The sequence below is a fragment of the Streptomyces phaeofaciens genome (assembly GCF_014648915.1).
GTDB lineage: Bacteria > Actinomycetota > Actinomycetes > Streptomycetales > Streptomycetaceae > Streptomyces > Streptomyces phaeofaciens.
In genome coordinates this window covers 153,979-166,498 of sequence record NZ_BMSA01000014.1, presented here as the reverse complement: position 1 = coordinate 166,498, position 12,520 = coordinate 153,979, and the positions used below count along the sequence as shown (strand labels likewise).

The 12,520-nt window shown below is 69.6% G+C and carries 13 protein-coding genes; 7 read left to right on the top strand and 6 right to left on the bottom strand.

All coding sequences use genetic code 11. The annotated features are described in order from the left end of the window. The first annotated feature begins 121 nt into the window (after positions 1 to 121). From IE275_RS23715 to IE275_RS23705, 3 genes are all read left to right on the top strand, one after another. The gene (locus IE275_RS23715; protein ID WP_189713390.1) at positions 122 to 898 is read left to right on the top strand and encodes a calcium-binding protein; all 777 of its coding nucleotides are present in this window, start codon (positions 122 to 124) and stop codon (positions 896 to 898) included. Between the two features lie 139 nt (positions 899 to 1,037). Further along, positions 1,038 to 1,967, top strand: a complete 930-nt coding sequence (locus IE275_RS23710; protein ID WP_189713389.1) for a hypothetical protein — start codon at positions 1,038 to 1,040, stop codon at positions 1,965 to 1,967. A 94-nt stretch (positions 1,968 to 2,061) separates the two neighbouring features. After that, positions 2,062 to 2,877, top strand: coding sequence for a hypothetical protein (locus tag IE275_RS23705; RefSeq protein WP_189713388.1), 816 nt, complete (start codon positions 2,062 to 2,064; stop codon positions 2,875 to 2,877). A gap of 81 nt (positions 2,878 to 2,958) precedes the next feature. Here IE275_RS23705 and IE275_RS23700 read toward each other — a convergent pair whose 3' ends face one another. Then, positions 2,959 to 5,325 (bottom strand): cation-translocating P-type ATPase, encoded by a 2,367-nt coding sequence (locus IE275_RS23700; protein ID WP_189713387.1) that lies wholly within the window; start codon positions 5,323 to 5,325, stop codon positions 2,959 to 2,961. Positions 5,326 to 5,448: 123 nt separating this feature from the next. Then, positions 5,449 to 5,700 carry a DUF2530 domain-containing protein gene (locus tag IE275_RS23695; RefSeq protein WP_189713386.1) on the bottom strand — a complete coding sequence of 84 codons (252 nt, stop codon included), beginning with the start codon at positions 5,698 to 5,700 and terminating at the stop codon, positions 5,449 to 5,451. A 134-nt stretch (positions 5,701 to 5,834) separates the two neighbouring features. Between IE275_RS23695 and IE275_RS23690 the strand changes: the two genes are divergently transcribed. Further along, entirely contained in the window at positions 5,835 to 7,220 is a 1,386-nt protein-coding gene (locus IE275_RS23690; RefSeq protein WP_189713385.1) for an NCS2 family permease, read from the top strand. An 18-nt stretch (positions 7,221 to 7,238) separates the two neighbouring features. Here the strand turns inward: IE275_RS23690 and IE275_RS23685 are convergent, their stop codons facing one another. Continuing rightward, on the bottom strand, positions 7,239 to 7,421 hold the full coding sequence (locus tag IE275_RS23685; protein ID WP_189713384.1) for a ribbon-helix-helix protein, CopG family: 183 nt from the start codon (positions 7,419 to 7,421) through the stop codon (positions 7,239 to 7,241). Positions 7,422 to 7,612: 191 nt separating this feature from the next. Between IE275_RS23685 and IE275_RS23680 the strand changes: the two genes are divergently transcribed. Next, a complete protein-coding gene (locus IE275_RS23680) occupies positions 7,613 to 8,050 on the top strand; it encodes a MarR family winged helix-turn-helix transcriptional regulator (protein WP_189713383.1) in 438 nt (145 codons plus the stop codon). A 26-nt stretch (positions 8,051 to 8,076) separates the two neighbouring features. After that, the gene (locus tag IE275_RS23675; protein ID WP_189713382.1) at positions 8,077 to 9,429 is read left to right on the top strand and encodes an MFS transporter; all 1,353 of its coding nucleotides are present in this window, start codon (positions 8,077 to 8,079) and stop codon (positions 9,427 to 9,429) included. A 20-nt stretch (positions 9,430 to 9,449) separates the two neighbouring features. On the opposite strand, the gene IE275_RS23670 is transcribed toward IE275_RS23675, so the two are convergent. After that, on the bottom strand, positions 9,450 to 9,971 hold the full coding sequence (locus tag IE275_RS23670) for a GNAT family N-acetyltransferase (protein ID WP_189713381.1): 522 nt from the start codon (positions 9,969 to 9,971) through the stop codon (positions 9,450 to 9,452). 51 nt (positions 9,972 to 10,022) lie between these two features. Between IE275_RS23670 and thpR the strand changes: the two genes are divergently transcribed. Further along, the gene (thpR, locus tag IE275_RS23665; RefSeq protein WP_189713380.1) at positions 10,023 to 10,619 is read left to right on the top strand and encodes an RNA 2',3'-cyclic phosphodiesterase; all 597 of its coding nucleotides are present in this window, start codon (positions 10,023 to 10,025) and stop codon (positions 10,617 to 10,619) included. A 201-nt stretch (positions 10,620 to 10,820) separates the two neighbouring features. On the opposite strand, the gene IE275_RS23660 is transcribed toward thpR, so the two are convergent. Together IE275_RS23660 and IE275_RS23655 are read right to left on the bottom strand one after the other, a co-directional pair. Then, the gene (locus IE275_RS23660) at positions 10,821 to 11,813 is read right to left on the bottom strand and encodes an aldo/keto reductase (RefSeq protein ID WP_189713379.1); all 993 of its coding nucleotides are present in this window, start codon (positions 11,811 to 11,813) and stop codon (positions 10,821 to 10,823) included. Between the two features lie 48 nt (positions 11,814 to 11,861). Next, positions 11,862 to 12,449, bottom strand: a complete 588-nt coding sequence (locus IE275_RS23655; RefSeq protein WP_189713378.1) for a Uma2 family endonuclease — start codon at positions 12,447 to 12,449, stop codon at positions 11,862 to 11,864. Between the last annotated feature and the right edge of the window lie 71 nt (positions 12,450 to 12,520).

The window sequence follows — 12,520 nt, the reverse complement described above, 5'->3', positions numbered from 1 at the left end:
GCAACCATCGGACAGGGGTGCGAGTCTCATTCGGCGAGTCCTCGGTCACAACCGACTCGCCGAACACTCGGGCCCCGCCGGGACGGACGCTCCGCGGGCCCGCCTACATGGGGGAAGACCTATGCGTTTCCGTGCCACCGCCGCCGTGTCCCTCGGCGCCCTGGCCCTCGCCGGCCTGTCCGTTCCCGCGGCGCAGGCCACCGAGATCACCCCGTTCGACGCCGGTTCCGGCGACACGAAGATCACCAAGGTCGTCGTCGACGGCGACAACAAGGTGGCCATGTCCACCAACGCGGCGAAGACCATCTCGATCAGCGTCACCGCCACGGACGACTCGGGCATCGCGGGTGCCGAGGAGTTCACCATCGAGGGCCCCGACTACGGCTTCGAGATGACCGGCAAGCCGGTCTGCAAGGTCGTCAACGCCACCACCTCGACCTGCACGGCCTCGGTGAAGGTGGACCCGCGCACGGACTTCTACAGCAACAAGAACGCGGGCACCTGGTACGTCGACGCGTGGATCGACGCCAAGGACGACGACTACGTGTGGAAGGAGAAGGCCGGTTCCTTCTCGTTCCAGCGCGGCTCGAAGCTGACGACGAACGCCGCCCCCGAGCCGGTGAAGAAGGGCAAGACCATCACGGTCACGGGCTCGCTGACCCGCGCCAACTGGGAGTCGCTCAAGTACGGCGGCTACGCGAGCCAGTCGGTGAAGCTCCAGTTCAAGAAGAAGGGCTCCACGACCTGGAGCACCCTGAAGACGATCAAGACCAGCTCGACCGGTGCACTGAAGACCACGGTCAAGGCGTCGGCGGACGGCTACTTCCGCTACACCTTCGCGGGCAACTCGACCACGGCCGCGGTCACGTCGGCGAGCGACTTCATCGACGTCAAGTAAGGCGCGCGCACGGCCCCCGCGCGGGGCCGTGCAACCTTTTCCCGATCTCAGGGATCTGATCATGCGAGCCGACAGGCTCGCCCACGTGGGCTGACCGGAGCCATCCGCCCAGGCAGCCCCTTCCACCCTTGGGACAGCCATGCGCATTCGTGCCACTGTGGCCGCCGTCTCCGGCGCCCTCGCCCTCTCCGCCCTCGCCGTGCCGGCCGCACAGGCCTCCGGCGACGCCTCGCACGACCCGGCCGCCACGCTCAAGGCCCTTCAGCAGGCCACCGCCGGCCGGTCCGCCCTCACCGGCAACACCACGTACGACACGGGCACGCCGTACGCGCTGGACGCGGCCATCTCCGGCGTGAAGATCAACAACGGTAAGCCGATCGTCGCGGGCACCACGAACAAGGTCACCGTGCCGGTCACCTTCAAGGTCACCCACGCGGCCGACGTCGACGTCAACGCGGCCGACACCGAGGTCGACCTCCTGATCTACCGCGGCGCGTACGACAACCCGTCCAACATCCTGTGGGGCGACAAGCTCCCCGTCTGCTCCGACACCTCGGACACGGTCGCCACCTGCAAGGGCACGGTCGACATCCTGCCGGGCGAAGAGCTGTGGAACGCCGACGCCACCAGCTGGAAGGCCATCGGCTGGGTCATCGACTGGAACGACCAGATCGACGCGGACCTGGGCGACATCGACTGGAACAAGGTCGGCTACTACGAGGGCGACGCCCTGGCCACCACCAAGCTCCAGCGCTACTCCAAGCTGACGGTCAACGCCGCGCCGGAGCCCGTGAAGAAGGGCAAGACCATCACGGTCACGGGCAAGCTGTCCCGCGCCAACTGGGACGACGGCAAGTACCACGGGTACACCGTCCAGCCGGTGAAGCTCCAGTTCCGCAAGAAGGGCAGCTCCACCTACACCACGGTCAAGACCATCAAGACCAGCTCGACCGGCACGCTGAAGACCACGGTCAAGGCGTCCGCCGACGGCTACTTCCGCTACAGCTTCGCGGGCACCTCGACCACCCCGGCGGTCACCACCGCGGGTGACTTCGTCGACGTCAAGTAGCCGACCGCCCCTCCTGAGCGCAGCCCGCCTCCGGACGACGTCCGGGGGCGGGCGCCTCTGTCATCCCGCACGCCCGTCCCACCTGGGAGTTTCCTTGCGCAAGCGCGCCATCGTGGTCGCCGTCTCCGGCGCCTTCGCCCTCTCCGCCCTCGCCGTGCCGGCCGCGCAGGCCGCGCCGACGGCGGCGCCGAACGTCACCTTCTCCAACGTGAAGGTCAACGCGGGCAAGAACATCGTCGTCGGCCCCACCACGAAGGTCACGGTCACCGCGACCTACACCGTCACGAAGCCGGCGAGCGTCAGTGCCGGTTCCCTCGTCAGCGGTCCGCTTCTCTACCGCGGCACCACGTTCGGCCCGGACGCCGACGAGCTCTGGGGCGGCGACGACGCCGGCTCGTGCACGACGGTCTCGTCCACGGTGCTTCACTGCACGGCCAAGATCCAGTTCCGGCCCGCTCCCACCACCGACTTCGGCGACCTGACCAACAGCCTGGCCGGCACCTGGAAGATCGGCGCCCTCGCCACCACCACGAATGCCTCTTCCGAGGACGACTTCAAGTGGCAGGGCAACCTGGGCACCGTCAAGGTCCAGCGCGCCTCCAAGCTGACGGTCGACGCCACCCCGGAGCCGGTGAAGAAGGGCAAGACCCTCACCGTCACCGGCAAGCTGACCCGCGCCAACTGGGACACCAACAAGTACGCCGGGTACGCGGCCCAGTCGGTGAAGCTGCAGTTCAAGAAGAAGGGCAGCTCCACCTACACCACGGTCAAGACCATCAAGACCAGCTCGACCGGCACGCTGAAGACCACGGTCAAGGCGTCCGCCGACGGCTACTTCCGCTACAGCTTCGCGGGCACCTCGACCACCCCGGCGGTCACCACCGCGGGTGACTTCGTCGACGTCAAGTAGATCCTGCGCGCAAAGCGGCCGGCCCCGGGAATTCCCGGGGCCGGCCGCTTTGCTTCCCGGTCCCGGGCCTCTTCTCCGGCCTCAGGCGGGAAAACGGCGGTCGACGAAGGTCCAGGTGATCTCCAGGGCGACCGCCGCCACCGCCGAGATGCCCACCGCGATCCACGGCATCGTCATCCCGACCAGCTTCAGCGCGAAGAACTCCTGGAGCCACGGCACCGCCAGCACCAGCAGGAACGCGCCGCCCATCGAGGCCACCAGCAGCACCCGCCACCAGGTGTAGGGGCGGGCGATGATCGCCAGGACCCACATGGAGATCAGGAAGAGCGTGAGCGTCGCGACGCTGGTCTCCGCCTCCAGTGAGCCTTCCCCCGTGTAGTAGTGACGGGCGATCAGATACGTCACGAAGGTCGCGATCCCGGCCAGTACCCCGCCGGGGACGGAGTACCGCATCACCCGGCGCACGAAGTGCGGCCGGGCCCGCTCCTTGTTGGGGGCGAGGGCGAGGAAGAAGGCCGGGACGCCGATGGTGAGGGTGGAGAGCAGGGTCAGATGGCGGGGCAGGAAGGGGTACTCCACCTGCCAGCACACCACCAGCAGCGCCAGCAGCACCGAGTACACCGTCTTCACCAGGAACAGCGTGGCCACCCGGGTGATGTTGCCGATGACCCGCCTGCCCTCGGCGACCACCGAGGGCAGGGTGGCGAAGCTGTTGTTCAGCAGCACGATCTGCGCGACCGCCCGGGTCGCCTCGGACCCCGACCCCATGGCGACGCCGATGTCCGCGTCCTTCAGCGCCAGGACGTCGTTCACGCCGTCGCCGGTCATCGCGACGGTGTGCCCGCGGGACTGGAGCGCGCCGACCATGTCCCGTTTCTGCTGCGGGGTGACCCGTCCGAACACGGTCCCCTCGTCGAGCGCGCGCGCCATCTCGGCCGGCTCGCCGGGCAGCCGGCGCGCGTCGACCGTACGGCCGTCCAGCCCCAGCTTGGCGGCCACGGCCCCCACGGACACCGCGTTGTCCCCGGAGATGACCTTGGCCTGGACGTGCTGGTCGGCGAAGTAGCGCAGGGTGTCGGCGGCGTCGGGCCGCAGCCGCTGTTCGAGGACGACGAGGGCGGTGGGCCGGGCGCCCCGGGCCACCTCGGGGTCGTCGAGGTCGCGGGCGGCACGGGCCAGCAGCAGCACCCGCAGCCCCTGCTCGTTGAGCCGCCCGGTCTCGCCGAGGGCGGGGTCGGCCGGGTCCAGCAGGACGTCGGGGGCGCCGAGCAGCCAGGTGCTGGACTCGCCGTTGCCCTCGCTGAAGCGGGCGCCGCTGTACTTGCGGGCGGAGGAGAAGGGGAGGGATTCGGTGCAGCGCCAGTCGTCGGTGTCCGGGTAGGCGTCGATGATCGCCCGGAGGGAGGCGTTGGGGCGCGGGTCGGATTCGCCGAGCGCGCCGAGCACCTGGCGTACGTAGGTCTCGTCGCTGTCGCCCAGGGCGCGTACCTCGGTGACGTCCATGCCGCCCTCGGTGAGGGTGCCGGTCTTGTCCAGGCAGACGGTGTCGACGCGGGCGAGGCCCTCGATGGCGGGGAGTTCCTGGACGAGGCACTGTTTGCGGCCGAGCCGGACGACGCCGATGGCGAAGGCGACGGAGGTGAGCAGGACCAGGCCCTCGGGGACCATGGGGACGATGCCGCCGACGGTGCGGGCGACGGAGTCCTTGAGGTCGTTGTCCTTGACGATGAGCTGGGTGACGATCAGGCCGATCGCGGCCGGGACCATCATCCACGTCACGTACTTGAGGATGGTGGAGATGCCGGAGCGCAGCTCGGAGTGGACGAGGGTGAAGCGGGACGCCTCCTCGGCGAGCTGGGCGGCGTAGGCCTCGCGGCCGACCTTGGTGGCCCGGAAGGCGCCGCCGCCGGCGACGACGAAGCTGCCCGACATCACCTCGTCCCCCGGCCGTTTGACGACGGGGTCGGCCTCGCCGGTGAGCAGTGACTCGTCGATCTCCAGGCCGTCGGCCTCGACGCACACCCCGTCGACCACGATCTTGTCGCCGGGGCCGATCTCGATGAGGTCGTCGAGGACGATCTCGGAGGTGCCGACCTCCGTGACGACGCCGTCGCGCCGGACGGCGGGGCGGGCCTCCCCGATGACGGCGAGGGAGTCCAGGGTCTGCTTGGCCCGCCACTCCTGGATGATGCCGATCCCGGTGTTGGCGAGGATCACGAAGCCGAACAGGCCGTCCTGGATGGGCGCGACGACCAGCATGATCAGCCACAGGACGCCGATGATCGCGTTGAACCGGGTGAAGACGTTCGCCCGGACGATCTCGCCGACGGAGCGGCTGCTGCGCACGGGTACGTCGTTGACCTGACCGCGCACGACGCGATCCGCGACCTCGGCGGCGGTGAGACCGGTCGCCGTCGCCAGGCCGGCGGGGGCGTCGATATGGGTCATGCCATCGACGGTACGTGCGGATTTGGGGGTTCACCCCTTGGCGGACCGGAAGATCCGACCTCGGGAGGAGCCGGGTGCTACGGCGGTAGTACGCCGGTGTCCGGCCCGTCGTACCGAAAGGCCCTAGCCGAGCGCGGCGGCCCGCTTGATGGCCGCGTCGCGCTTGCGGACGTACCAGATGCCGATCAGTCCGAGCCCGGCGCCCGCGAGGCAGGTCCACACCCACCAGGTGTGTCCGTGGTCGTCGAACCAGCCGTAGAAGGGGAGCTGGACGAGGAAGAGGACGAACCAGAGGATCGTGCCGCCGGTGATGGTGGCGACCACGGGCCCCTCCAGGGGCTCCGGCGCCTCGTGCTTGGGGGTCCACTTCGCCATGGGGACAGCTTACGAGGCCGGTCGCGGACGCCGCGCGGCGCGCGGGTCTACGCGCGGAGATAGCGTTTCAGGGTTTTATACGTTCATACTGAAACCGTTTTGCTTTTGTCTACTTCTGATCGTAGGAACCTCTAATGGTCGACCGCTACTTCAAGATCTCCGAGCGGGGCAGCACGCTGCCGAGGGAGATCCGTGGCGGTTTCGCCACCTTCTTCGCGATGGCGTACATCATCGTGCTGAACCCGATCATCCTCGGCAGCGCCAAGGACATGTACGGCCATCAGCTGGACAACGGCCAGCTGGTCACCGCCACCTGTGTGACCGCGGCCTTCACCACGCTGCTGATGGGCGTCATCGGCAATGTGCCGATCGCCCTCGCCGCCGGTCTCGGCGTGAACTCCGTCGTCGCGCTCCAGCTCGCGCCCCGGATGTCCTGGCCGGACGCGATGGGCATGGTCGTCCTCGCGGGCCTCGTCGTCATGCTGCTGGTCGCCACCGGCCTGCGCGAGCGGGTCATGAACGCCGTGCCGTTCGGGCTGCGCAAGGCCATCTCGATCGGTATCGGCCTGTTCATCATGCTGATCGGCCTGGTCGACTCCGGTTTCGTCACCCGGATCCCGGACGCCGCCCACACCACCGTCCCGCTCCAGCTCGGCAGCGACGGCCATCTGCACGGCTGGCCGGTGCTCGTCTTCATCCTGGGCACCCTGCTCACGCTGGCCCTGATCGTCCGCAAGGTGCCGGGCGCGATCCTCATCTCGATCGTCGCCATGACCGCCCTCGCGCTGATCATCAACGCCGTCACGACCGTCCCGTCCTGGGGTCTGACCACCCCCGAGTGGCCCGGCAACCCGGTCGCCACGCCCGACTTCGGGCTGATCGGCGAGGTCAGCCTCTTCGGCGGCTTCGGCAAGGTCGGCGTACTGACCGGCATCCTCTTCGTCTTCACGGTCCTGCTGTCGTGCTTCTTCGACGCGATGGGCACGATCATGGGCGTCTCCGACGAGGCGAAGCTGACCAATGCCCAGGGCGAGATGCCCGGCATCAACAAGGTCCTCTTCGTCGACGGTCTCGCCGTCGCCGCCGGTGGCGCCAGCTCCTCCTCCGCCACCACCGCGTTCGTGGAGTCCACGGCCGGTGTCGGCGAGGGCGCCAGGACCGGCTTCGCGAACCTCGTCACCGGCGGTCTGTTCACCGTCGCGCTGTTCCTCACGCCGATCGCCACCATGGTGCCGTCCCAGGCCGCCACCCCCGCTCTGCTGGCGGTGGGCTTCCTGATCCTGGCGGGCTCGGTCAAGGACATCGACTGGGCCGACTACACGATCGCGATGCCGGCGTTCATCACGATGGTGATGATGCCGTTCACCTACTCGATCACCAACGGCATCGGCATGGGCTTCATCACCTTCGTGCTGCTGCGCCTGGCGGCCGGCCGGGGCCGGGAGGTCCCGGTCCCGATGTACGTGGTCTCCGCCGTCTTCGCCTTCTACTACCTGATGCCGGCCCTCGGCCTGGTCTGATCGGACGGTTCTACGGGCTCAGGTGAGCCCGTAGAACTTCTCCGTCTCCTCGACGGCGGCCTGGAACCGCTCGTCGAAGTCATCACGGATGAGCGTCTGGACGACATAGTCCTGGACGCTCATTCCCCTTTTGGCAGCGTGGTGGCGGAGCCGTTCGAGCAGCTCCCCGTCCATCCGCAGGCTGAGCACAGTGGTCCCCATGCCTACGAGGGTCGCGGCACGGTTCGGGGTGGTGGGAGACGTTCCGCGGTCGTATCACCCGTATGAGTGATTCTGCCTTTTCCCGGGGTTGCCCCTGGGGCCCTCGGGTCCCGGGGCCAGTGGCAGGACTCACGGGACTCCCGGCGCGTCCCGGTGGTCTTTAGCGAGGGTAATGAGTTATGTTAAAGAACATGCCGGACCTTACCCATGGCGACGACGTTGCCGCCGTGAACTCCCTGCGATCCGCCGTCATGCGGTTGTCCCGTCGCCTCAAGCACCAGCGGGTCGACGAGTCGCTGAGCCCCACCGAGATGTCGGTGCTCGGCACCCTGTCCCTGTGCGGCAGCGCCACCCCCGGTGAGCTGGCCCGCAAGGAACACGTCCAGCCGCCGTCGATGACCCGCATCGTGGCGCTGCTGGAGGCCAAGGGCCTGGTCCGGCTGGAGCCGCACCCCGAGGACCGGCGCCAGAAGGTCGTCACCAAGACCGAACAGGCCGAAGCCATGCTGGAGGAGAGCCGCCGCAAGCGGAACGCCTTCCTGGCCACCCTGGTCGACGGCCTCGACGAGGACGAGTGGGCGAAACTGCGCGCCGCCGCCCCCGTGCTGGAGAAGCTCGCACACCTGTAAGCAGTGCCAAGAGGAGGCGAACCCCTTTGAGTACGGGACCCGGAGCAGACTCCGCACCCGCACCGGCCACCCCCGACACCCCGCCCACCCCTCCCGCCCGGTCCTCGATGTTCAGCTCGCTCAACGTCAGGAACTACCGCCTGTTCTTCGCCGGGCAGGTCGTCTCCAACATCGGCACCTGGATGCAGCGGATCGCCCAGGACTGGCTGGTCCTCAGCCTCACCGGCTCCGCCACGGCCGTCGGCGTCACGACGGCCCTGCAGTTCCTGCCGATGCTGCTCTTCGGCCTCTACGGCGGCGTCCTCGTCGACCGCCTGCCCAAGCGCCCGACGCTGCTCTTCACCCAGACGGCGATGGCGCTCACCGGCATCGCGCTCGCCCTGCTCACCCTCTCCGGACACGTCCAGGTCTGGCACGTCTACCTCGCCGCCTTCGCCGTCGGTCTCGCGACCGTCGTCGACAACCCGGCCCGCCAGTCCTTCGTCTCCGAGATGGTCGGCCCCGATCAGCTCCAGAACGCCGTCAGCCTCAACTCCGCGAACTTCCAGTCCGCCCGGCTCGTCGGCCCCGCCGTCGCCGGCGTGATGATCACCGGCGTCGGAACCGGCTGGGCCTTCCTCTTCAACGGCCTGTCCTTCGTCGCGCCCATGGCGGGTCTGCTGCTGATGCGGGCGCGCGAGCTGCACGTCGTCGAGCGGGCACCGCGCGGCAAGGGCCAGCTCCGGGAGGGCCTGCGCTATGTCGCCGGGCGCCCCGACCTGATCTGGACGATCACCCTGGTCGGGTTCGTCGGCACCTTCGGCTTCAACTTCCCCGTCTACCTCTCCGCCTTCGCCGACGACGTCTTCCACGCCGGAGCCGGCTCCTACAGCCTCTTCAACACACTGATGGCGGTCGGCTCACTGGTCGGCGCCCTGCTCGCCGCGCGGCGCGGCACCTCCCGGATGCGGGTGCTGATCGCGGCGGCCGTGGCCTTCGGCGCGGTGGAGATCGCCGCCGCCGGCGCGCCCTCCCTGTGGCTCTTCGCCCTCCTGATGATCCCGATCGGCATGTTCGGCATGACGGTCAACGTCACCGCCAACACCAGCATCCAGATGGGCACCGACCCGGCCATGCGCGGCCGCGTCATGGCCCTCTACATGATGGTCTTCCTCGGCGGCTCCCCCGTCGGCGCCCCGATCGCCGGCTGGATCACCGACGCCTACGGCGTCCGCGCGGGCCTCGCCGCAGGCGGCGCGATCGCCGCCCTGGCCGCCGCCACGATCGGCCTGGTCCTCGCCCGGGTCGGCGGCCTGCGCCTCTCGGTCGGCTGGCACCACGGCCATCCGCGGGTACGGTTCGAGCCACGCGAGCGCAGGGAACTGGCACCGGCGGCCTGAGGCGGCCGTTCCAGGCGGTCCTAGACCCGCCGCGCCAGCACCTGCCCGGGCCACTGGTTCTCCCCGACGGTGTACGACTGCGTCGGGGAGAAGCCCTGTGCCTCGTAGTAGGCGACGAGCCTGCCGTCGGCGCCCGCGTAGCAGTCCACCCGCAGGAGGGCGACGCCGGCGTCACGGGTCACCTCTGCGGCGTGCGCGAGCAGCGCGGCACCCACCCCGTGCCCCTTGAAGCGCCGGTCGGAGGCGAGCCAGTGGATGTACCGCTCGGGCTCGCCGGGCGGCGGGAGATGGGACAGGTAGGCGCCGGGCGCGTCGGTCAGGGTGAGCGTGGCGGCCGCGACCCCGTCGGCCTCGGCGATGAACACCGCGCCCTCTTCCATGTACCGGACCACCGACTCGACCGTCTTCGGACTCTCCGACAGCGGCTTCGACCCCCACTGACCCGTCCGTCCCTGTGAGACCAGCCACTCCACACTGCTGTCGAGCATGCCGAGTATCGCGGGGACGTCGTCGGGGCCGCCGTCTCTGATCGTGATCTCCATGACGCCCATGATGCCGGGCGCCCGGCGGCGCCACCCGGGAAAATCGAGGACATGAGACTCTTCGCCGCCGTGCTCCCCCCGGACGACGTCGCCCGAGAACTCGCCGCCGAGGTGGCGGAGTTGCGCAGGCTGCCCGGCGCGGACGCGCTGCGCTGGACCGGCCGGCCCGGTTGGCCCCGCGGCGGAGCCGCTGATTGGCACTTCACCCTCGCCTTCTACGGCGAGGTCGACGAGGACGTCGTACCCGACCTGTCGGCGCGGCTGGCGCGGGCCGCGCACCGCACCGCCCCCTTCGCGCTGGCCGTGCGCGGCGGGGGGCAGTTCGGGCACGGGCGGGCCCTGTGGGCCGGGGCCGCCGGGGAGGTCCCGGCGCTGCGGCTGCTCGCCGACCGGGCGGAGGCGGCGGCCCGCAAGGCGGGCCTGGACCTGGGGGAGCACCGCCGCTACAAGGCCCATCTGACGCTGGCCCGCAGCCGGGACACGGTGGACGTACGGCCGTACGTCGAGGCCCTGGACGCCTTCGCGAGCCGCACCTGGACCGTGGGGGAGCTGGTGCTGGTGCGCAGCAGGCTGCCGAGGTCCGGTGTGCCGGGGGAGCAGCCCCGCTATGAGCCGGTCGGGCGCTGGGCGCTCGACGGGGCCGGTTAGGCTCGGTCCGTGGACCCGAAGACCAGGAACCGGATCATGGCCGGTGCGCTTGTGCTGATGTTCGTCGTGGTGGCCCTGGCGGCGGCGGTCGGTAGGTAGCAGGCAGGGCGGGGAACCGCGGCCGGCTCGTCGGCCGTGGGCCGTCCGTGGCCGGTCGCGCGGTTCCCCGCGCCCCTGAAGGACCTCACGGCCTTCGCGTGGCTACCAGGCGAACGCCTCCGGGGACGGGCCCGGTCCCGGGAAGACCTCGTCCAGACCGGTCAGCAGTTCCTCGCTGAGCTCCAGCTCGACGGCGCGGATCGCCGACTCCAGCTGCTCGGCGGTGCGCGGGCCGACGATCGGGCCCGTCACGCCGGGCCGGGTGAGCAGCCAGGCCAGGGCGGCCTCGCCGGGCTCGATCCCGTGCTTGTCGAGGAGGTCCTCGTACGCCTGGATCTGTGCGCGGGCCGTGGGGTCGGCCAGGGTGTCGGCGGCCCGGCCGGAGGCGCGGCGACCGCCGTCGATCTCCTTCCTGATGACACCGCCCAGCAGACCGCCGTGCAGCGGCGACCACGGGATGACCCCGAGCCCGTAGTCCTGCGCGGCCGGGATCACCTCCATCTCGGCCCGGCGCTCGGCCAGGTTGTACAGGCACTGCTCGCTGACGAGCCCGATGGTCCCGCCCCGCCGGGCCGCGGTCTCGTTGGCCTGGGCGATCTTGTAGCCGGGGAAGTTCGAGGACCCGGCGTACAGGATCTTGCCCTGCCGGACCAGGACGTCGATCGCCTGCCAGATCTCGTCGAACGAGGTGAGGCGGTCGATGTGGTGGAACTGGTAGAGGTCGATGTAGTCGGTCTTCAGCCGCTTGAGGCTGGCGTCGACGGCCCGTCGGATGTTCAGCGCGGAGAGCTTGTCGTGATTGGGCCACGCCGGGCCGTCGCCGGCCATGTTGCCGTACACCTTGGTGGCGAGCACGACCTTGTCGCGCCGCTCGCCGCCCTTCGCGAACCAGTTGCCGATGATCTCCTCGGTACGGCCCTTGTTCTCACCCCAGCCGTACACGTTCGCGGTGTCGAAGAAGTTGATGCCCGCGGCCAGCGCCGAGTCCATGATCGTGTGGGAGTCGGCTTCGTCGGTCTGCGGGCCGAAGTTCATGGTGCCGAGGACGAGTCGGCTGACCTTGAGTCCGGTACGTCCGAGCTGCGTGTACTTCATGGAAGGCAAGCCAACGACCTGGAGTGCGCTCCAGGCAAGGGGAACCGGTCAGTCGCGGGGGAAGGAGTCCGTCGTGAGGGTGAGGTCGACGACGGTGCCGGTGAGGTCGATGTCGGTGCCGAAGTCGACCCTCGTCATCGTGGCGTAGTCGCCGTCCTTGGGGTCGGTGTGGACGTAGCACCGGCCCTGGTAGGGGTCGGCGATGAGGTAGACGGGGACCTCGGCGGTGGCGTAGGCGGTCTTCTTCGGGCCGTAGTCGTTGGCGGCCGTGCCTTTGGAGATGACCTCGGCGACGAACTCGACGTCCTCGTGGCGCCAGTGACCCTCGTCGTCGGCCTCCGCGGAGTCGCGGAGCTTGACCACGTCGGGGCAGAAGCCGTTCTCGTGGCCGGGGAAGTCGATGCGGACGTCGGAGAAGACCTTGATGCTCTTCCCGAACCTCTCGCGCACGGCCCAGGCGATCTGGAAGATGATCTCCCAGTGAGTGGCCCTCTGAGGTGTCATGTGAACGCTGCCCCCGACGATCTCGACCCTGAATCCTTCGGGGACGGGCATGCGCTCCAGCCGCTCGAACCACTCGTCCAGGCGCTGCGTGTTCGCGTCGGCCATCGCGATCCTGTCTTCAAGGACGGTCATCGTGGCGCTCCTCCCCGGCGGCCTCATGGACGAGCGCCGCCGCGCAGTACAACGATACGCACGGCGCCCCC